The sequence below is a fragment of the Paraflavitalea soli genome, from assembly GCF_003555545.1.
Taxonomy (GTDB): domain Bacteria; phylum Bacteroidota; class Bacteroidia; order Chitinophagales; family Chitinophagaceae; genus Paraflavitalea; species Paraflavitalea soli.
Genome location: NZ_CP032157.1, coordinates 5,846,275 through 5,866,837, shown reverse-complemented (window position 1 = coordinate 5,866,837; position 20,563 = coordinate 5,846,275). Strand labels below are relative to the sequence as shown.

At 45.8% G+C, this 20,563-nt stretch carries 19 protein-coding genes; 10 read left to right on the top strand and 9 right to left on the bottom strand.

Annotated features, from left to right (window positions below; genetic code table 11):
• Position 1: 1 nt before the first annotated feature.
• Genes D3H65_RS22280 through D3H65_RS22270 form a run of 3 tightly spaced genes read right to left on the bottom strand, consistent with a single transcriptional unit; the run spans position 2 to position 3,301 of the window.
• Positions 2-1,159: a glycosyltransferase gene (locus tag D3H65_RS22280; protein WP_119052434.1), complete on the bottom strand. Its 1,158-nt coding sequence runs from the start codon at positions 1,157-1,159 to the stop codon at positions 2-4.
• A 24-nt stretch (positions 1,160-1,183) separates the two neighbouring features.
• Positions 1,184-1,999 carry an alpha/beta fold hydrolase gene (locus D3H65_RS22275; protein WP_119052433.1) on the bottom strand — a complete coding sequence of 272 codons (816 nt, stop codon included), beginning with the start codon at positions 1,997-1,999 and terminating at the stop codon, positions 1,184-1,186.
• Positions 2,000-2,053: 54 nt separating this feature from the next.
• Positions 2,054-3,301 (bottom strand): hypothetical protein, encoded by a 1,248-nt coding sequence (locus D3H65_RS22270; protein ID WP_119052432.1) that lies wholly within the window; start codon positions 3,299-3,301, stop codon positions 2,054-2,056.
• 292 nt (positions 3,302-3,593) lie between these two features.
• Between D3H65_RS22270 and D3H65_RS22265 the strand changes: the two genes are divergently transcribed.
• From D3H65_RS22265 to D3H65_RS22245, 5 genes are all read left to right on the top strand, one after another.
• Positions 3,594-4,034, top strand: a complete 441-nt coding sequence (locus D3H65_RS22265; protein WP_119052431.1) for a MarR family winged helix-turn-helix transcriptional regulator — start codon at positions 3,594-3,596, stop codon at positions 4,032-4,034.
• A gap of 49 nt (positions 4,035-4,083) precedes the next feature.
• Positions 4,084-5,877, top strand: a complete 1,794-nt coding sequence (locus D3H65_RS22260) for an acyl-CoA dehydrogenase family protein (protein WP_119052430.1) — start codon at positions 4,084-4,086, stop codon at positions 5,875-5,877.
• A 173-nt stretch (positions 5,878-6,050) separates the two neighbouring features.
• Positions 6,051-7,229, top strand: a complete 1,179-nt coding sequence (locus D3H65_RS22255; protein ID WP_162915770.1) for an N-acetylmuramoyl-L-alanine amidase — start codon at positions 6,051-6,053, stop codon at positions 7,227-7,229.
• 18 nt (positions 7,230-7,247) lie between these two features.
• Complete coding sequence (locus D3H65_RS22250; RefSeq protein WP_119052428.1) at positions 7,248-7,658, top strand: Dabb family protein; 411 nt, start codon at positions 7,248-7,250, stop codon at positions 7,656-7,658.
• Positions 7,655-8,065 (top strand): DUF2251 domain-containing protein, encoded by a 411-nt coding sequence (locus tag D3H65_RS22245; protein WP_119052427.1) that lies wholly within the window; start codon positions 7,655-7,657, stop codon positions 8,063-8,065. The genes D3H65_RS22250 and D3H65_RS22245 overlap by 4 nt, the downstream gene beginning before the upstream one ends.
• 73 nt (positions 8,066-8,138) lie before the next feature.
• Here D3H65_RS22245 and pgl read toward each other — a convergent pair whose 3' ends face one another.
• The 4 genes from pgl to D3H65_RS22225 all read right to left on the bottom strand — a co-directional run bounded on the left by pgl (position 8,139) and on the right by D3H65_RS22225 (position 12,419).
• The gene (pgl, locus tag D3H65_RS22240; protein ID WP_119052426.1) at positions 8,139-8,861 is read right to left on the bottom strand and encodes a 6-phosphogluconolactonase; all 723 of its coding nucleotides are present in this window, start codon (positions 8,859-8,861) and stop codon (positions 8,139-8,141) included.
• A gap of 7 nt (positions 8,862-8,868) precedes the next feature.
• On the bottom strand, positions 8,869-10,410 hold the full coding sequence (gene zwf, locus D3H65_RS22235; RefSeq protein WP_119052425.1) for a glucose-6-phosphate dehydrogenase: 1,542 nt from the start codon (positions 10,408-10,410) through the stop codon (positions 8,869-8,871).
• A gap of 21 nt (positions 10,411-10,431) precedes the next feature.
• Positions 10,432-11,847 carry an NADP-dependent phosphogluconate dehydrogenase gene (gene gndA, locus D3H65_RS22230; protein WP_119052424.1) on the bottom strand — a complete coding sequence of 472 codons (1,416 nt, stop codon included), beginning with the start codon at positions 11,845-11,847 and terminating at the stop codon, positions 10,432-10,434.
• A 161-nt stretch (positions 11,848-12,008) separates the two neighbouring features.
• On the bottom strand, positions 12,009-12,419 hold the full coding sequence (locus D3H65_RS22225; protein WP_119052423.1) for a c-type cytochrome: 411 nt from the start codon (positions 12,417-12,419) through the stop codon (positions 12,009-12,011).
• Positions 12,420-12,713: 294 nt separating this feature from the next.
• Between D3H65_RS22225 and D3H65_RS22220 the strand changes: the two genes are divergently transcribed.
• From D3H65_RS22220 to D3H65_RS22210, 3 genes are all read left to right on the top strand, one after another.
• Positions 12,714-13,019, top strand: a complete 306-nt coding sequence (locus tag D3H65_RS22220; RefSeq protein WP_119052422.1) for an RNA recognition motif domain-containing protein — start codon at positions 12,714-12,716, stop codon at positions 13,017-13,019.
• A gap of 220 nt (positions 13,020-13,239) precedes the next feature.
• Entirely contained in the window at positions 13,240-13,611 is a 372-nt protein-coding gene (locus D3H65_RS22215; RefSeq protein WP_119052421.1) for a YccF domain-containing protein, read from the top strand.
• 204 nt (positions 13,612-13,815) lie between these two features.
• Positions 13,816-15,084, top strand: coding sequence for a M23 family metallopeptidase (locus D3H65_RS22210; protein ID WP_119052420.1), 1,269 nt, complete (start codon positions 13,816-13,818; stop codon positions 15,082-15,084).
• A gap of 22 nt (positions 15,085-15,106) precedes the next feature.
• Here D3H65_RS22210 and D3H65_RS22205 read toward each other — a convergent pair whose 3' ends face one another.
• Positions 15,107-17,260, bottom strand: coding sequence for a S9 family peptidase (locus tag D3H65_RS22205; RefSeq protein ID WP_119052419.1), 2,154 nt, complete (start codon positions 17,258-17,260; stop codon positions 15,107-15,109).
• Positions 17,261-17,364: 104 nt separating this feature from the next.
• Here D3H65_RS22205 and D3H65_RS22200 point away from each other — a divergent pair, with 104 nt between their 5' ends.
• Together D3H65_RS22200 and D3H65_RS22195 are read left to right on the top strand one after the other, a co-directional pair.
• Complete coding sequence (locus D3H65_RS22200; RefSeq protein ID WP_119052418.1) at positions 17,365-17,712, top strand: carboxymuconolactone decarboxylase family protein; 348 nt, start codon at positions 17,365-17,367, stop codon at positions 17,710-17,712.
• 86 nt (positions 17,713-17,798) lie between these two features.
• Positions 17,799-18,830, top strand: a complete 1,032-nt coding sequence (locus D3H65_RS22195) for a 2-oxoacid:ferredoxin oxidoreductase subunit beta (RefSeq protein ID WP_119052417.1) — start codon at positions 17,799-17,801, stop codon at positions 18,828-18,830.
• Positions 18,831-19,522: 692 nt separating this feature from the next.
• Here the strand turns inward: D3H65_RS22195 and D3H65_RS22190 are convergent.
• Positions 19,523-20,413, bottom strand: a complete 891-nt coding sequence (locus tag D3H65_RS22190; protein ID WP_119052416.1) for a cupin-like domain-containing protein — start codon at positions 20,411-20,413, stop codon at positions 19,523-19,525.
• Positions 20,414-20,563: the final 150 nt, after the last annotated feature.

Sequence of the window (20,563 nt, the reverse complement as noted above, 5' to 3'; positions counted from 1 at the left end):
CTTAAGCCTGCTTCCTGATTACCCTCCCCTTCCATTCATATTTTCCAAACTTGCCCAGCCATCCTGCAATAATAGTATATAGAATATGTATGGGTTGTAAAAAAGGAAAATACTTCATCAGCGAGCCCTGGTCGAAGAAGATGGCTGCTGAATGTACGAAAGGAAATTCGATCAGCACTTTCGCCAATAACAGGATCAGGCAAAAGAATAGCCAGATGTTATGCCAAAAAGCAGCTACGGCAGCTACTAAAAAACAAACATTGATTAAGTATACCAGCAGGAGCGTCCAGAAAATGCGCTTATCGTCGTAACTGTCTGCCTTGCTGGCCCAGCGAATGCGCTGGTGAAAGAACGCCTTCCAGCTGGATGCCGGATCAGTAGACACGATGGCTTCTTTGGCTTTCAGGTAAAATACCTGCTCGGGATATTTTTTATAGATCTTATGCATGAGTAGCATATCATCCCCCGAAGGAATATTATCAATCCCCTCAAATCCATTGACCTCCTCAAATGCTTTTTTCTCATAGGCAAGGTTAGCACCATTGCACATAGAGTGGAAACGCTGTGATACCGAAGCCCCGGTTATGCCTTGTAAGGTGATAAAGTCCAGCGATTGAAAAATACCCAGCAGGGTGGGCCGGGCTATTATTTTTACGGGCGCTGCAATGAACTTTGCCTGCGTGGATTCATAAAAAGCAGCAATGCTCTCCAGCCAGTGTTCACCAAAACGGCAATCTGCATCGGTTGTAACGATCAGGCTGCCATTCGATTGTTGTATACCTGTTTCAATAGCCTTTTTTTTAAACGACCGGCTGGTTTCATCTTTGTTAATATAGGCCGACAGGTTAAGCGGCCTTAGTCTTAATTCAGGATAAGCGGCTTGCTGCAATATGGACCAGGTATTGTCCGTTGAGTGGTCGTTTACAATGATCACTTCATACAATGACTGAGGATAGCGTTGATTGTTCAGTGAATCCAATAAGGCCGGTAAATTTTTTTCTTCATTTCGGGCCGCCACAATAACGGAGATGAAGGTGGAAGGTTTTGTATCGGGAGGCAACTTGAAGGATTGCAGCCGGTTCCACGACCGGTGGTAAAAATTGATAAGGATGGCATATCCCACCATCAATAAGAAAAATATGAAGAGGAATATTGGCATGTACAGGAAATTGATTGAACGGATTTAAAATTGTAATAATTCAAGGATCACCTGCACATTTTTTTCCTGTAACACCTGGTGACCGGTTGGAATTATCCGCAACGTACAGAAAGATTCAATACCAGAACGGAATTTTTCTCCCCTTTCATACCGTATTATACGGTCATATTGCCCATACAACAAACGAACAGGAATAGCATATTGCACTACAGACCTTTTGATTCCGGGAAGATGAGGCCTGATGTACCGCATACAGGTCCAGCGCTTATACAGATCTTCCCGTACCTGTTTATCATGAATATAATAGCGGGTGAACTTATAAACACTTTGATTGATAAGCCCTATGGCATCGCCTATTTTTAGTAATAAGAAAAACCATTGTGGCCGGTGCATAGTATACCGGAAAAAGCGATTACCTATTATAGTACGGGTGGCCAGGCGGTACCAGATATTAACCTTTAAACCGTCGGATGCCATCAGTAGTACCTTGTCGGTTTGTGCCGGTATTTTTTCCAACAGGCTTAGCGCAACTCTTCCACCCATGCTAAAACCGGCAATGGTCAATCGGCCAGTGTAGCCAGTATGTTGCCGGCAAATGCTGTCGATGATAGCAAGAAGGTCGTCGGTAGTGAAATGAAGCCCTTCATGCCATTGTGTTTCTCCGTGGAAGGGCAGATCAATAGCGAGGATGCGGTAACCTGCAGGCAGGTAGGTTTCCAGGAACCGAAAGCTTTTTTCCGATTCCCCATAACCATGCAGGCATAGCAGCAGTTTTTCCCCACTGCCACCATAGGAGTAATTGATTTGTGACGACTTATAGTTAATTGAAGCAGTTTGCATATACAGACTGCAATAAAACTACAACATTATCAGTAAGTATCTGATCACGATGCTTTATTTGTTAAATGCCCGGATAAGCGGTTCGTTGCCCGCACAATTGATCCGCACATAATACATGCCGGTGGCTAGTTGCGCCACTGGCACATTCAAATAGTTGATGCCATTGGTTATTTGGCGTGCAGTACGCTGTATGAGCATACCGCCACTGGTGATAATGTCAATGGTGATCGGCTGCGCTTTTTCTGCAACAAGTTCCAGCAGTAGTCTTTTAGTGACTGGGATGGGGTACAGGCGTTTTATCGTCAAAGCCGGCAATGCAGCTTTGATCGTAACTGTTTTTGAGTAATCAGTATGATCCCTTTCCCGGATAGCCAGGCGGTAGTAACTGGTTCCCGGTAAGAGTGTTTGATCGGTGAATGTGTAAGTATGAGTGCCTGCCTGGTTGGTCACGGGTTGCTGATGCAGTGACTCGAAGTCCTGTCCGTTAGCACTACGTTGGATGGTAAATGAGCCAGCCGGATCATCCTGATCGACCGTCCACTTCAGAATAACTTTTTTATCCTGTATAGTGCCTGTGAATTGCTGCAGCTTGATGGGCAGGATCGCACTGAATACGTTTTTAGCTTTCACCCTTTCAAATAATACCCGGTGACCGGCATTATTAAAGTGAATATTGTCACCTGCTGCATAGATTGGCAGGATTGATGTATCTGACGGATTGAACATGCCATCCCAGAAATTGATGGTATTGCCTACAGAAAAACGATTGATAATGGAGTCTTTGATATCCGCCAGTTTGCGTTTGATAACAGGATTATTGAAGCCAGCATCATTGCGTGGCTGTGTAGTGGTGATATAGCACTTGTTGCCAAGCCTGGTGGCTGAATCATAGATAACCTGCAGGCAATTCATGATCTCGGCAATGCTGTAAGTAATATAGCCATTGGTAGGGTAGTTGACGATCACCACCCCATTGGCGGGAATAGCCATGCCCGAGAGCAGTGTTACAGCCCTGCTAACATTATTGAAAGGATCTGGTCCTTCCCGGCCGGCCGGCGGCGAATAACTGGATGGCATTCCTCTGTAACAGCTGGAGCCGCCCCAGCCAAGGTTATAAACAATATCCACTATGCCCAGTTGGTTTTTATAATAGTAGGTAAAGCGGTTCACCCAGGCGCTGTCTGCTGGGTTGGCGCCAGTACCGCCTGTAGTGGAAGATCCGATAGCAACCATCCTCATATTCTGTGCAAAACTTACAGTACAGCAGGAGGCACACAAAAGGGCCAGGTAAAAATATTTCATGTTTGCAGGTTTAGGTCATGGGGCAAAGAAACAGGATAGTGGTACCAGAAGTGGGTACGATCAATAAACGGGGTGGGAAGACGAATCTAACGATTTTGTGTCCCCTTCGCTGAGTCGGATCGATAAAATGACATTATTTGCCACGAATTTGATCTATGTCCAATAGGCAATCTTTTTTGCGCATATGACTAACAAGGGTTATACAGGTTTACCCTTAATAATTTATTAGCCGCAAAAAACTTGCCCGGGAGCAGGAAATTCCGTAAGTTTGAATAGTTGTATAAACAACTATATGTCAAACAACCAATTTAGAAAAGGAGAGCTCTACAGCTTTATTACCGGTAAAGCATCAACTGCTATTGCACGTCGGCTGCAGAAGAAATTCAATACCGCCGAACTCAATGTAACCATCGAGCAGTGGAGTGTATTATATCATTTGTGGAAGCAGGATGGTATTAGCCAGCAGGAACTGTGCAATGCCACTTTCCGTGACAAGCCCAGTATTACAAGGCTCGTAGATAACCTCGAGAAATTGCAACTGGTGAAAAGGGTCTCGTCAGATGCCGACCGTCGCATGAACCTGATCTTTCTCACCAAACAGGCACAAAAGCTGCAGGAACAAAGTATGGGATTGGCCGAGGAAACATTGAATGAAGCCCTGCAGGGAGTACCACCCGAACGCATTGAGATCTGTAAAGAAGTATTGCAAATAGTGTATGACAACCTGAAATAGAAGAGTCTGCTATTTACCATATGAATTAAATCAATATAAAACATTTTTTATGAGCAGCGCAACACAACAAAACACAAGTTTGAAAGGCGGCGAATGGCTGATCAAAGAAGGTTCTGCTTTTGATACATTTATCCCGGAAGATTTTAACGAAGAACAGCAGATGGTGAAAGATATGTGTACGTCCTTCCTCGATGCAGAAATACTGCCGGTGATTGATCGTATTGACAAACTGGAGCCGGGACTCATGCCTTCCTTGGTAGCCAAGGCTGGTGAGCAGGGTTTGCTGGGGTCTTCCATCCCTGAAGCCTATGGAGGTCTCGGTAAAGATTTTATCACCTCTACCCTCGTCAATGAGGGATTGGGTGGAGGCTTTTCTTTCTCCGTGGCTGTAGCTGCTCATACTGGTATCGGAACCTTACCGATCTTATATTTTGGTACCGATGCCCAAAAGGAAAAATATATTACCAAGCTGGCTACCGGCGAATGGAAAGGTGCTTATGGCCTTACCGAGCCTGATAGCGGCAGTGATGCATTGGGAGCTAAGACAACCGCTAAATTGAGTGCTGATGGTAAGCATTACCTGTTGAACGGACAGAAATGCTGGATCACCAATGGCGGCTTTGCCGATGTGTATACCGTATTTGCCAAAGTAGATGGAGATAAGTTCACAGGTTTTATAGTGGAGCGTGGGTTTGAAGGATTCACCCAGGGGCAGGAAGAGCACAAAATGGGCATTAAAGGTTCTTCTACCGTTCAATTGTACTTCCAGGATTGTAAAGTACCTGCGGAGAATGTATTGGGCGAAATAGGTAAGGGGCACATCATTGCTTTCAATATCCTCAACATAGGGCGTTTGAAGCTCTGTGCTGCTGCATTAGGCGGGGCTAAAAGAGCTGCCAATACTTCGATTCAGTACGCTACTACACGCGAACAATTTAAGACTGCCATTGCCAACTTTGGGGCTATTAAACACAAACTGGCCGAAATGGCCATCAAAATGTGGGTAGCAGAAAGTGCCCTATACCGTACGTCTAAATGGATTGACGACAAAGAACAGGAGTTGCTTACTTCCGGTAAGCCCTTTAATGAAGCTTTATTGGGTGCTGCAGAAGAATATGCCATTGAGTGTGCAATGCTGAAAGTATTTGGTAGTGAGATGCTGGATTTTGTAGTAGATGAAGGCGTACAGGTGCATGGTGGTAATGGATACAGCGATGAATATATAATTTCAAAAGCCTATCGCGATAGCCGCATCAACCGCATCTATGAAGGCACCAATGAAATAAACCGGCTGCTGACAGTGGATATGGTGCTCAAGCGTGCCATGAAGGGTCGCCTGGATCTTATGGGACCTGCCATGGCTGTGCAGAAGGAACTGATGAGTATTCCTGATTTTGGCAGCGGCGAAGAAGAAGCTTTTGCTAAAGAAAAGAAGGCCATTGCCAACTTCAAGAAAGCCATCCTGATGACAGCCGGCGCTGCTGTGCAAAAACTGATGATGAAGATTGAAAGCGAGCAGGAAGTATTGATGCACATTGCCGATATGGCTATTGAGACCTTTAATGCAGAAAGCGCTTTATTGAGGGCTATCAAACTGGCTGACCGCAAAGGAGAAGCTGCCTGCCAGTTTGAACTCGACATCATGCGTACTTATCTGTATGATGCTGCCGATAAGATCAACAAATATGGTAAGGATGCCATCAATGCATTTGCGGAAGGCGATGAACAAAGGATGATGTTGCTGGGAATAAAACGCTTTACTAAAGTAGAAGTATTTAACAGCAAAGATGCCCGTCGCAGAATTGCCGACAAGCTTATCAAGGACAATAAGTATCCTTTGTAAGAACAATTAGTTAATGATCTCATTCATTGATATGGGTGGCAGTTGATACTGCCACCTTTTTTATGCCTGCCTGTTTTGCAGGGAGAAAATCGCATAGATATTTCAAATGGTTATGTATTGCCAGCAATTTGTTGCAAATGAATTTGATATTGGTTTGCTGTGTATTTTGCCATATGAAACGAATAGTATCCATCCCATTCCTGTTCCTGGTATTGATGAATGCCCGGGCGCAGGATACTACCGCCAGTTACTTTTATGTGAAGACTACCGGTCAGCTTCCCTTCCTGGAATATGGCCTGGGTGATGACCGTCTTGGTGGCGCCAAGATGACCTTCCTCGATACCAATGTTGTACTTAAAGTGATAGATTCGGTTGGAACAGATTATAAGGTTCAGCTTTCACGCTATCATACTGGCTATATAGCCAAAGCCAATGTTAAGCCCGATACAGCACAACATAATAAACCTTATTACCTCACCGCAAGCTGGCGGGTATATGGCAATGCAACCCATGATATTGTTGCCGTAGGTATGGAAGAACGCCTGCCTTACCGCAGTATACAGCAGATCAATCCTTCACGCCTGGTGGTGGATATTTTTGGGGTCACCTCCAATACCAACTGGATCACCCAATTAAAGTCGGTTAAGGAAATCAGGAACGCCTGGTATGAGCAGGTGGAAGATGATGTACTAAGGGTCTTTATTGAATTAAAGCACCAGCAACACTGGGGTCATTATATCGCCTATGACAGCAGCGGTAAACGCCTGATGATCCGTATTAAACGGCAGCCGGAAAAGCTATGCATGAAGAACCTGGTGATTGCCGTGGATGCCGGTCATGGCGGCAGCAATACCGGCGCTTCCGGGGTAATTTCTAAAGGATTTGAAAAAATGTATACCCTGCAGTTTGCAGAAGCTTTACAAAAATACCTTGGCCGTAAAGGGGCACATGTTTACATGACCCGCACTTTGGATGTAGACCTCAGCATGACAGATCGTACCCTGGCCTTGCGCCAGCAGGATCCTAACCTTCTTATCAGCCTGCACCTTAATTCTGCCGGAAACCCTGCCGCCAAAGGTACCAGTACCTACTACCGCTATATCGGTTTCCGTCCGCTTACCCAAACCATCCTGGACCGGATGCTGGAACTGGGTTTGGATAATTACGGAAATATCGGCAACTTCAATTTCGCTTTAAGCGGCCCAACCGAATACCCCAACTGCCTGGTGGAAATAGCTTTTCTGAGCAATGAAGAAGATGAGCGCAGGATCATGGATCCCAAATTTCACCGGGCAGTGGCTAAAAAGATCTATAAAGGAATAAAGGATTGGTTGAAGGCGAGCAGGAAGTAAAAAACAAATTGTTGTAATATGAGCACTACCCGTCGTGAATTTATTGCCAGTACCGGTAAAGCTGCTATTGCTGGCGGATTGATTACTTTAGCGGAAAATAACACTACCGACATGGCTGAAAATAAGTTTGTGCACCACGTATATTTCTGGTTAAAGAACCCCGATAGCAAAGAAGACAAAGCAAAGCTAATTGCCGGATTAAAGAAATTGTCGGCTGTTAAGACCATCAAATGGTTCCATATCGGCCAGCCTGCTGATACCAACCGCGGCGTGATTGACACCAGTTACGCTATTTCCTGGTGTACCTTTTTCGATAATGATGCCGACCAGGCTAGTTACCAGGTTGATCCTATCCACCTGAAGTTTGTGGAAGAGTGTTCATCACTCTGGACGAAAGTGATCGTGTATGATTCAGTAGATGCAAAATGAGAGGATACCTATTAGTTGAAAAGCCCTTCACACCTGGTGAAGAGATCTTTGTAGAAAGTAAATCCAATGAGAATAACTATGCGGTTGTTTTTGAGGATGATACTGATACAGGATACTTCTATGCGCTGGAAATAGCCCCGGATACAGGTGAGCAGCGGATACTGGATGCCCTGCATATTTACAATGTAGAAGAGGTTACAGAGAATGAGAAGCCTTGGGGGCTGAAAATAATCTGGTCACGGGATTGGCTCAAATGTGCTTTGGTGCTCAATGCTCATTGTCACGCCATCTTTGATTTTGAGAACCAGGGAGGCCATAACCTCAATGAGTTTCCACCACCGAATACCATCTGGACAAAGGGAGAAAGGAAATTGACCAATGCACTGATCAACGGCATCTTCAAATAACTCGATAATAATGCAAAAAGACCGATAAGTTCTGATGAGCTTATCGGTCTTTTTTATCGGTTTAATTATTCCTTTATTGTAATCCAGCGGCTGCCGCCTCATCTACAAACCAGTGCAGCTCACCTGATGCTGGTTGTATGATCTGAGAAGGATACTGATCTACATTGCGCGCCCCTTTCAGTACCTCTTGTAATGCATGTGCTTTATTGCTTCCGAAAGTAAGGAAGGCCACTTTATGGGCACGGTTCACAATAGGAGCCGTAAGCGTAATGCGGTACATTTCCTGCGGCGCCAGGTAAAAAGAAGTTACCCAGGCCTTTGTTTCATGAATGACCGCTGTATGCGGGAAAAGGGACAAGGTATGCCCATCATCACCCATTCCATTTAATACCAGGTCGAATGTAGCGCCTTCTTCAGGGAAATATTGGTGTAGTATCTGCTCGTAATTAGCTGCTGATGCATCAGGCGCTATATCCGTTTTCATCACATGTACCTGTTCCTTTATTACAGGAACACGATTCAGCAGTTGCTCAAAGGTCATGCGGGCATTATTGCGGCTATCCGAAAAAGGAACTGCCCGTTCATCTCCCCAGAAAATATGCATTTTCTTCCAGTCAACCCTATCCTTGTACGGCGCAGCTGACAACAACTCATATAATAGCTTGGGAGAGTTGCCTCCCGTAACCACCCAGGTAAAACGCTCATTTGTTTGTAAGGTGGTCTCAATAGCCTGCGTAATCCATTCTGCCAGATCATGGCTCACAGCGGTGGCATCCTTTTGAATATGAAGCTGCATGCGTATCTTATTTTGTACCTATTTCTGATTTGCTGGTAGTCTGTTTTTGAATAGGCAGGTTCACCCAGTTACGTCCGTCCCGGGCTATCAATGCTTCTGCATCTTCTGGGCCCCAGTTGTCGGGTGCGTAATTGGGGAAATCCACCGGTGGCCTGGCTTCCCAGGTTTCCAGGATCGGCATAATGATCTTCCAGGCTGCTTCTACCTGGTCTGAACGCATGAATAAAGTGGCATTACCTTCCATTACATCCAGCAGCAGTGTTTCATATGCTTCCGGTTCTTCTTCATCGTAGGCATCATTATAGCTGAAGATCATATCCACCGGGTTCAATGTCATAGACTGACCGGGGCGTTTGGACTGGAATCGCAGGCGGATATCCATTTCCGGCTGTATGCTGATCGTGAGCCTGTTGGGGCGCCAGGTCTCAGCTGCCTCCGGAGGGAATGCATAATTAGGCGCCGGGCGGAATTGCACAGTAATGATGGTCGATTTCTGGTGCATGCGTTTACCCGTACGTACATAGAACGGTACATCCTGCCAGCGCCAGTTGTCAATGTAGAACTTAACAGCTGCAAACGTATCTACAGGCGAATTGGGCGCTACATTCTTTTCCTGGCGATAACCCGGCACATTCTTGCCTTTCATCCAGCCTTCGGAATACTGGCCACGTACAGCATGCGCGTGTACATCCTCATTCGTGATGCGGCGAATGGCATTGAGCACATCTACCTTCTTGTTACGGATCTCGTCTGCTTCAAATGAAACAGGCGCTTCCATGGCAATCATACACATCAGTTGCAGGATATGGTTTTGTACCATATCGCGCAAAGCGCCGGAGCTTTCATAATAATCTCCACGGCCTTCCACACCCACCGTTTCTGCTGCCGTGATCTGTACGTGCTCAATATAATTCCGGTTCCAGATGGGCTCAAACAAGGCGTTGGCAAAACGCAGCGCCAGGATGTTTTGAACCGTTTCTTTGCCAAGGTAATGGTCTATTCGGTAGATCTGCTTTTCATCAAACATGCTGGACAACAGCTCATTCAGCTCATGAGCGCTTTTCAGGTCATGGCCAAAAGGCTTTTCCACCACAATACGGGTGCACTTCGTATCATGACAGATATTAAGAGGCCCCAGCTTGCTGGCGATATCAGGCACCAGTTGTGGCGCCACTGCCATGTAGAAGATCACATTAGGGTGCTCGCCAAACTCCTGCTCTTTCTCTTTTACGATGTCGGCGATCTTCTGATAGTCTGCTTCATTTGAAGCATCCATTTGCAGATAAGACACATTTTGTGAAAACGTAGCCCACTTGCCGTTTTGCTCACCTTTACGGCGGGAAAACTGTTGAATCCCATCCAGCAGGTGTTTGCGGTAATCATCATTGGCGAAAGGCCTTCTGCCGATACCCACAATGCTGAACTTATCGGGCATCCAATTATCTATGAACAGGTTGTATAAGGCGGGAGAGAGTTTACGGTGATTCAGATCGCCGCTGCCACCAAAAATGAACAACAGGGAAGCTGGTGGACGTTTATGATTTTGCATATTATATTAGTTTGAGCCGGACTATTTGTTCCAGATCGTGTGAAATGTTCCTGGCTGATCAATACGTTGATAAGTGTGCGCCCCAAAATAGTCGCGTTGCGCTTGTACAAGGTTGATCGGCAACTGACTGCTGCAGTAAGCATCAAAATAGCTTAAGGCAGATAGGAGGCAGCCGGCTGCAAACTTATTTTGGGTGGCAATAGCAGCTACAGTGCGCAGGTTTTGTTCTTTGCCTTGCAGCAGTTGGGCGATCTGCTCATTTAACAACAAATTTTCGAGCTGTGGGTTCTGAGTATAGATCTTGGTAAACAGGTCCAGCAGGGAAGAGCGGATAATACATCCGCCACGCCATACACTTACTACTTTCTGCATGGGGATCTGCATATCCAGGTCGGTGGAGGCCCTGTGCAACAAAGCAAGCCCCTGGGTATAGCTGATCAAAATCCCAAAGTACAAGGCGTCGTGTACCTGTTGAATAAAGGCCTCTTTCGGCGTACTGATCTTTCCGGCCTGTGTATTATAGAGCGCGGCAGCTTTTACTCTTTCTTCTTTAAGGGAGGAAATGTTGCGCATCGTAACCGACATATCGATAGTAGGGATGGGTACTCCAATTTCCATGGCATCCTGGGAAGTCCATTTGCCGGTTCCTTTGGCGCCTGCCTTATCAAGGATAACATCAATGAGGCGTTGCGGTGTTTTATCATCCTGTTGCAGGAAGATATCCGCAGTGATTTCAACGAGGAATGATTGCAGATCACTTTTATTCCAGCTGTCAAATACCTGGTGCAGCTCATCATTGTTCAGGCCCGCTCCACGGTGGAGGAGGTCATAACATTCACTGATCAGCTGCATAATGGCATATTCAATACCATTGTGCACCATTTTTACATAGTGGCCGGCAGCTCCTTTACCCAAATGCGCTACGCAGGGCTCTCCGTTTACTTTAGCGGCAATTGCTTCCAGCATGGGTTGTACATGCGGATAAGCTTCCTGGTCGCCACCGGGCATAATGCTGGGGCCTGTGCGGGCGCCCTGCTCACCACCGGAAACACCTACACCCATAAAATGGATGCCTTTCCCTTTAAGGTAAGTAACCCGGCGTAAAGTATCTGTGTAGTGCGAGTTACCGCCATCAATGATAATATCGCCTTGCTGTACCAGGGGCAACAGGCTTTCGATAACATCATCTACCGGTTTACCTGCTGGTACCAGCATCATAATTCTGCGGGGAGCCGACAGTTGAGTGACCATTTCCTCCAGTGTGCCTACACCTTTTACCGTAGTACCCGGGGTAGCAGCCGCCTCAAAAGCGGTTGTTTTCTGATTGTCTTTATCAAATCCGATGACTTTAAACCCGTGATCTGCCATATTGAGCAACAGGTTCCTGCCCATTACGCCGAGGCCGATCATACCAAAGTCGAATTGTTGTGCAGCCATGTGATTATTATAAATATGAGGGACAAAATTAGGTAGTGGGGGCGGTAACAAAAAAAAGAACTGTTGGCTATTTTATATGTTATATGGGCAGGAAACAGGTAGAAAATACAAAAGCCTGTCTGCACCGGGCAAACAGGCTTCCGTTAATGCTATATCAATTGCTACTTTTTGGCAGGTGCTTTGTTCTCCGGATGCTCCTGGCCATGGTGGCAGGTCATACAGCCGATAGGCGCCACAGAAGTGGTATCACCTTGCTTGTAATGGAAATACTTTTTGTTGATCTTGGCCGTCATACGGAACATTTCCCGGGCCTCTTCTTTCTCGTGTTTCTCATCGCTGGCGAAGTCCAGCTTCTTGGGGTCATCCTTACGGGGAGCATGACAAAAATTGCATTTAACCCCCAGCGCCGCCTTCCATTCATCCATTATCTTGTCCAGGTCATCATGGCTGATGTTTTTCGGCAACACCTTGAGGTTTTTGTGCGTACCCTTGGGCGGTTTGCTGGCTGCAATACCTGCCAGTACCAGGATCACTAACATAAATAATACAGTCACCTTCTTGTTGAACAGCATAGTAATGAAGCTTTTAGTGGATGAATATAGGTAAAGTCAGTTATTAATGGCTTAAAAAAATTACAATTCTCTGACATTTGACGACAGGTTTATCGATTGCTTGTCTTAACAAATGATTATTATGAAGCGGGGATTTTGAAATGAAAACGTTGTATATTTGCGCCGTCAATTTGAGGTTTAGCATTTAGTAAGTGAACGATGTAGTCTGCTACGCATTTCTGCTATTAGTTAGTTAGTCTTTCTTTACGCTGCTTTTTTCTCAGATCATTATAAAAATTTAATTAGTTTTTTGTTATGAACATTTATGTTTCAAATTTGAGTTTCAATGTTACCGATGAAGACCTGCAAGATTTTTTTGCTGACTATGGCGAAGTTTCTTCTGCCAAAGTAATCACTGACAAATTCACCAACAAAAGCCGTGGATTCGGATTTGTAGAAATGTCTGATGATGAAGCTGCCCGTAAAGCTATTGCTGAACTGGATGGTGGTATCGTAGAAGGCCGTGCTATCAAAGTAACTGAAGCTCGTCCCCGTGAAGAGCGCAGTGGTGGAAATGATCGCCGTTCTTTCTCTCCTCGCAGCAACAGCAACCGTTATTAATAATCGGTTTACTGTTACAATACATTGGAGCCCTCCCGTCAAATGGAGGGCTTTTTTTATTGCTCCCCGTTTAATGACCAACAGGCTCGGCGTAATACCCTTTTACCGGCATAAGGACTGGTTTTACCGTAATTTCACCGGCCAACCGCCTGTTTTATATTGCCTCCCGGCAATTAGAGTATATTTTGCACCAGTTTTTGATCACTAAACATCCCTGCACATGAATCTGATAGGAAATGTTATCTGGCTCCTCTTTGGCGGCTTATGGTCTGCCCTGGGCTATATTGTTGGCGGTCTGGTGCTTTGCGTTACCATCGTGGGTATTCCCTGGGGCCTGCAATGTTTTAAACTGGCTGGTGTAGTGCTATGGCCCTTTGGCAAGCAGATCGTTTCTAAACCGGGTGGCAGCGGCTGTCTTTCCCTGTTCTGCAATATCATCTGGCTGCTTTGCGGCGGATTGTACACCGCATTCATTCACCTGGTATTTGCTTTCCTGCTGCTGATCACCATTATCGGTATTCCATTTGCCCGTCAGCACCTCAAACTTATGGAGCTTTCTTTTATGCCATTCAGTAAGGACGTGATAGGGTAAGCCATCCTTTTCACAGAATTTTAATCCCGCAGGTTTTCGCAGAACATAAGAAATGCCCTATCCTTGCGTTATTCCCATTGATTATCGTTTTGAGCCTCGCTATTGTCATCGTTGATTGTTCAGGAAGTTAAGCATAAGGACGCGGCAGGGCGACTGATAAAGTAGTAATCAGCCATTATTTAACCGCGTACAATCAACCAAAAGATGCAAAGACCTCACCTTTCCACCACTTGTTTTTATTTATTGATCACCCTCGTGGTTGCTCTGGCCAGTTGTACGGATTCACAAGCACCCGCAAAAAGCAATACATTAGATCCTCTGGCAAAAGTGGCCAATACCCCTCCTCCTGTATCGCAAAGGAAGTTCGGGCTGCCAGTAGACTCTTTTACTGTTATAGAAAAGACCATCGAACGCAATGAATTCCTGGCTAATATACTGGAACTGTATCAGGTAGATGATCCCACCATTGCACTGCTGGCCATCAAATCAAAAGGTGTTTTTGATATACGCAATATCCGGGCAGGCAATCAGTACACCGTATTCTGTACCAAAGACAGCCTGCAAAAAGCCCTTTATTTTGTCTATCAGCCCAATGCCATCGATTATGTAGTATATGACCTGCGCGACTCTATCAGCATCTATACCGGCAAAAGAACCGTCACTACCCGTACCCTCACTGCTTCAGGCAAGATCGAAGGCTCCCTGTATGAAACGTTCAAAAAGGCAGGTGCGGATCCGGGGCTTGCGATGAAACTGGCCGACATTTACGCCTGGTCTATTGACTTTTATTCTATCCATGAGGGTGATTGGTTCAAAGTAGTATACGAGCAGCAATACATTAAAGAAGAACCAGTAGAGTTGGGAACCATCCGCTCAGCTGTTTTTTCACATGACAATGAACCCTTTTACGCCTTTTATTTTCAATCAGATAGCACCCAGCCTGGTGAGTATTATGATGAACAGGGTAAGACCCTGCGTCGCTTTTTTCTGAAAGCTCCCCTGAAGTTCAGCCATATTACTTCCCGGTTTACCATGCGCCGGTTCCATCCGGTACAAAAGCGCTGGAAGGCCCACTTGGGCACTGATTATGCTGCTCATACCGGTACTCCTATCATCGCTACCGGTGGTGGGGTGGTGGTAGAATCTGCGTTTTCCCGTTTCAATGGTAATTATGTGAAGATCAGGCACAACAATACCTATACTACCCAATACCTGCATATGAGCAGGCGGGCCTCCAAAAAAGGCCAGCATGTGCGGCAGGGACAGGTAATAGGTTATGTGGGTAGCACAGGCCTGGCCACCGGACCCCATGTATGCTATCGTTTCTGGAAAAACAATAAGCAGGTTGATCCCCTGCGACAGAAATTCCCTTCAGCAGAACCTATCTCTCAGTCTTCCTTGCCTGTATTTGACCAATACAAACAAGAGCAGCGTCAACAGCTGGAGACCATCAAAATAGAGGCCATTCAATAACGCTTGATAGCACAATGGCAATCTATTTGATCCACCGCTCAAAAAACTCCCAGGTACGCAATAGCTGATCTATGCGTTGACGGTTATCACCACTACGGGTAATTTCATGCGTGGCATTCGGATGGCGTACATACTCCACAGGTCTGCCCAGCGCCTTCAGGCTGTGGTACAGCATTTCACTTTGTACAAAACCCGTGCGCCGGTCATTGTCTCCATGGAAGATGATATAGGGCGTAGTAATGTTTGCTACATAAGTAATAGGCGATTCTCTTTCCAGGATAGTCTTGGTTTCAGGTTGCCAGGGATAACCACCAAAATAATTAGGCACCAGCCGCCAGGCATTGCCCTCGCCAAAGAAGGTGGCCAGATCATATACACCGCGTTGAGAGCAGGCTGCTTTGAATCGCTTATCGTGCGCAACGATCCAGGCTACCAGGTAGCCCGCATAGGATCCACCGGTTACGGTGAGTTTTGAAGTATCTGCCCATCCCTCTGCTATTGCCTTATCCAGGGCTGTCAATACATCACTCGTAGGGCCTGCACCCCAATCATTGATATTGCCACGCAGAAAGTCAAGGCCATAGCCGCCGCTGCCACGGGGATTGCAATACACTACTCCATATCCTTTGCTGGCGAAATACTGGAATTCATGCCACATGCTGCTTTCACCCGGCCCCCACATGGCAGAAGGCCCGCCATGTATTTCCAATACCACCGGGAACTTTTTGCCCGCTTCATAGTTGATGGGCTTCATCACCCAGTATTCCACCGTCATGCCCTTACTGTTGGTAAAGGTTTTCTTTTCGGGAAAAGACAGCTTTTTGTTTTGCACCCAGTCATTAAAATGACTGATCTGTCTGGCATTTTGAACGGAGGCATCTGCAAGGAACAATTCAAAAGGGTTAGCTACTTCCGTTTTTACAAATACCAGTTTATTGTTTTCTATATCAAAGCTGCTGATGCCGCTGTTATAGTCTGTCAACTGATCTACCTTTTTCGTCTTTACTTCCACCCGGTACAGCGGTGCGCCGCCATTGCTTTGAGCAGTGAAGTACAGGTATTTCTCATCAGCGCTCCAGGTCACGGCCCCTTTGCTGCGGTCAAAAGGAATATTGATGATATCTTTTACAGTCCCATTAATGGGCATGATGGCCAGGGTGGGAACACTTACAAAAGACGTAGTGCCATATTGGAATGCCAGCCATTTGCCGGAAGGGGAGAGGCGGGGGCCGGAATAAATCTTTCCTTCTTCACCCAGCAGCATACGTAAGCCAGACCCATTGGTATTGACCAAAAAGAGCTGGCTTTCCAGCGAGCGGTCAGGGTGTTGTAGGGAATCTACATCCCCAGCCAGTATCACCTGTTTGCCATCAGGTGTGAAGTCCGCGCTATTAAAACGGTAAAATCCTTTGGTAATGGCCACAGGGGTTGCGCCAGGTACCGCATTCACTACGAAATAATGGTTAAAGCTCATCTCGGATGATACATTCGTCTCATCCAGGAAATTCAGTTTGTTGAATACCCGCGCCTTGCGGTCCGTGGCATTGTTATCGAGATAGGCCCTCACTTCTTCCAGGGAGCCATCGGGGTCTGCTTTTGCCGTAGAAGCCTGCAGTTGTTGATTTTTGTCAAAGCCTGGTTTTTCAGCAGGCCATTGGGGGCTTAGTTTACCGGGATTGAGGTCCGTATCTTTCAACAGGTCTTTCAACGGAATACTGGCCGCAAACAACAGCTGTTTGCCATCAGGGCTCCAGCTGGGAGAGGATGCGCCATATTTGAATTTCGTGAGCTGAATAGCTTCTCCGCCATCCAGCGACAACAGGAATATTTGTGCTTTGCCATCTGCTGTCCGTACAAAAGCCAGTTGCTTTCCATCGGGGCTCCAGGTGGCCTGAGAAGCATTTTCTTTGGCCGTTAATGGCCTGGGCGCGCTGCTGCCGTCAGTGGCAACCATCCAAAGCTGATTCGTGTATTTGTAATCGGTCTTGCTATCACCATCCGGCTCAATGCTGGTCACACTGAACGCTGCTTTACTGCCATCACGGCTTAATGTAACGCCGCCCAGTGACTTTATTTTCAGCAGATCCGTCACTTTCACCGGTTCTTTGCCTTGTTGAGCCAGGGTTGTCAGGGTAAGGAAGAGGAAAAAGATACTGGTATAACGTATTTTACTCATGTCAGGGTTTTGTAGCAATGAATGTACGAATTCATCATCGTTTACCCGATCGGTAAAATGATGAATGAACAGCTTCCCTAATTTTGGGGAATAATAAACAAGTTATGAGCCAGCTGATCAATGAATTCAATGATTATCGCACTAAAATGAATGAAGTGATACTGGGTAAAAACAACCTGGTGATGAAACGCTTATGGAACCTGGATACCAATACTTATGAAGATGGCGCCCTGGACAAAAGGACCAAGGAATTGCTGGGACTGGTAGCCAGTATGGTATTGCGTTGCGATGATTGTATCAAATACCACCTGGGCAAATGCCATGAATTGGGTGTCAATACAGAAGAAATGTATGAGGTATTTGCCGTAGCTAATATTGTAGGCGGCACCATCGTTATCCCCCACACCCGCCGGGCTGCAGAGTATTGGGAAGAGCTGATTGCTACAAACTAAGCGCATTTTTCTGTAAAAACGAAGCTAAGGGTTTTGGCTCGCAGCTCGTAGCTAAAAGCTCGCAGCTTTTTCAGTAACTTTATTACATGAGCGAAGCAGTAACAGCCCCCGTATTAACAGCCAAGGACTTTGCCACCGATCAGGAAGTTCGCTGGTGTCCCGGCTGTGGAGATTATTCCATCCTGGCACAGGTGCAAAAGATCATGCCGGGACTGGGTATTCCCAAGGAAAATATTGTGATCATATCTGGTATCGGCTGTAGCAGCCGCTTTCCTTATTATATGAACACCTATGGGATGCACTCCATTCATGGAAGGGCTACGGCTGTTGCCAGCGGTTTAAAGGCCGCGAGGCCTGAACTGAGTGTGTGGATCGTGACCGGCGATGGTGACGGGCTCAGTATTGGTGGTAACCATACCATCCATTTACTACGCCGTAATTTCGATGTGAACATCATGTTGTTCAATAACCAGATCTATGGGCTCACCAAAGGGCAGTATTCCCCCACTTCGGAAGAACAAAAGGTGACCAAATCAACTCCTTATGGCAGTATAGACCATCCTTTCAATCCTTTGGCGCTGGCAATGGGAGCAGATGCCACCTTTATTGCCCGGACCATGGATCGTGACCCCAAACATCTGCAGGAATCGCTGATCCGCAGTCATAAGCACAAGGGTTCTTCCTTCCTCGAGATCTACCAGAACTGCAATATTTTTAATGATGGTGCTTTTGAACCGTTTACGGAGAAGGCCACCAAGCCCGATAATACCTTGTTCCTGGAGCAGGGTAAACCACTCATTTTTGGCGCCCAAAAGAACAAAGGGATCAAATTGGATGGATTTAAGCCCGTCATTGTGGAATTGGGTGAGGGTGCCAGTGCCGATGACCTGTGGATACACGATGACCACGATTTTTATAAAGCCCAGATACTGGTTCGTATGTTTGATGATCCCCGGATTGAAGGGCACCTGCCCCGTCCATTTGGGGTTTTCTACGAAACTGACCGGCCCTGTTACGAGGAAATGATGGAACTGCAAATACAGGAAATCATCCATTCAAAAGGCAAGGGCGATCTGGACAAGCTGTTGCGTGGTCACGAAACCTGGACCATCTCCTAAACCTCGTTGCCTCACTGCCTTGTTGCCTTCTAAAAATGAAGAAAGCCAGCGATGGAAATCGCCGGCCTGTGCTTACCTCTGAAACCACAAAAAGAAAGAAGGTAACTATATATTTGACTATATAAATTCAGTTTAAAGGATCCCAAATTGGTCTTGAATTGGATTATCCGTCGTTCAAGTGAAAGAAACATAAAAGCGGCTCAGCATGGCGGATAGTAGGCCAGAAACTGGTTTCTTATTGTTCAGATGAGCACTTTCAGTTGATCCACTTACATTTTTACTGCCGCAACTTTGGAGCATAAGCAGTTGGTTTTGGTACTGACAACGATATTTTCAGTTGCCAAAACGCACAGGGTCGTAAACAACGTAACAGAGGTAAAAACATTTACAAGGGTAGCGAACAAAGTATTTGTACGAATTGAATTCGTGCTTTCTTTTCGATAGTACCGGAAATTGGATGGTTGGAATGAGGAGATTGGAGATTTCAGGATGCTTTGCGGGTGTGAATAGTGTTTCAGCACATAAGCAGGGTAAAAGTAAAGACTGTTTTCTTAAAAATCAATATTTTCTTCAAGAATTTTTAATGAGCGGGGCATTTGAACCCATTTATTAAGAAAGATCAATTATGCTTTGAAAATCTTTTAGTGATCTGAATTTCCATTTCAGGCCATAAAAAGAACCATTAAAAAGGTCTATTGGGGCATCGTTTGAAGGCTCAATTCTTTTTCTGCCGCCTTGAATACTTTCTCTTTTTTATAGTCATACCACCATTTGGGCATTGTCTTTTTCATGACCGTGTCAATGCTTCGCATGCCAAAGAGATTCCAGGCGCCCTGCAACTTGCCCGTAAAAGAAGATTGTAATGCCCTTAGACTCATGGCAAAGCCACTGTCTAAATACTCCATATGATGCCAATAACCGGCTGGCATAAATAAAGTGTCACCATGGCCCAGTATCACTTCATAGCCTTCCGCCAGCTTTAAGGCCGGGAATTGCTGATAATCCGGATGGCCATTTTGATGGTAATGGGAAAAATCGGCCAGGCTAAGCACTTCAAAAGGTTTGCGGTACAGCTTGTGTTGCTCTTCAAAAGGGAATAACAGCACTTTCTTCCGGCCCGCAAATTGGGTATGCAGGATGTGCGACATATCAATATCGAAGTGCATGTGGGTAATACTCGTAGCGCCACCTGTAAACAGCATGGGGAATTTCTTGACAAAACCTTTCATCATATGTTCAGGCCAGGTAAAGTCCTGCGTGAGCTGTGGTGCATGGTCAAAAATGTTGAAAAGGAAGATGCGCCAGGCAGCAGGACCTTCACTGATCATATCAATATACTCACCAAAGGTCTTGTAATCATCAGCCGTATTGATTGGGGTATAGGCGTCGCTTTTAACATTGTTGTACAGCCCCACCCGTTTATCGCCCACCATTTGTTTGAAGTAATTCCAGTTCCATTTCGTATAGGCAGGCCAATCTTTTGCCAGGTTGTTGATCACTACTGGCTTCATGGGTTTATAATAGTGCTGCTGAAAGTCTTCTCCGCTTATAGTATCTACTCTGTCAACAGGTTGTAAACGCATGGACAAAATTTAGCGCTAATTTAATATTAAATCTATTTATACTGCCACAGCTCCCCGAATATCTTGATAATGTGACAACTGTGAGGCCATTTTTGTTGCGTTTTCTTGCCCCCGGGATCAGTTTTTGCTATTTATTGACTTTTACCTATA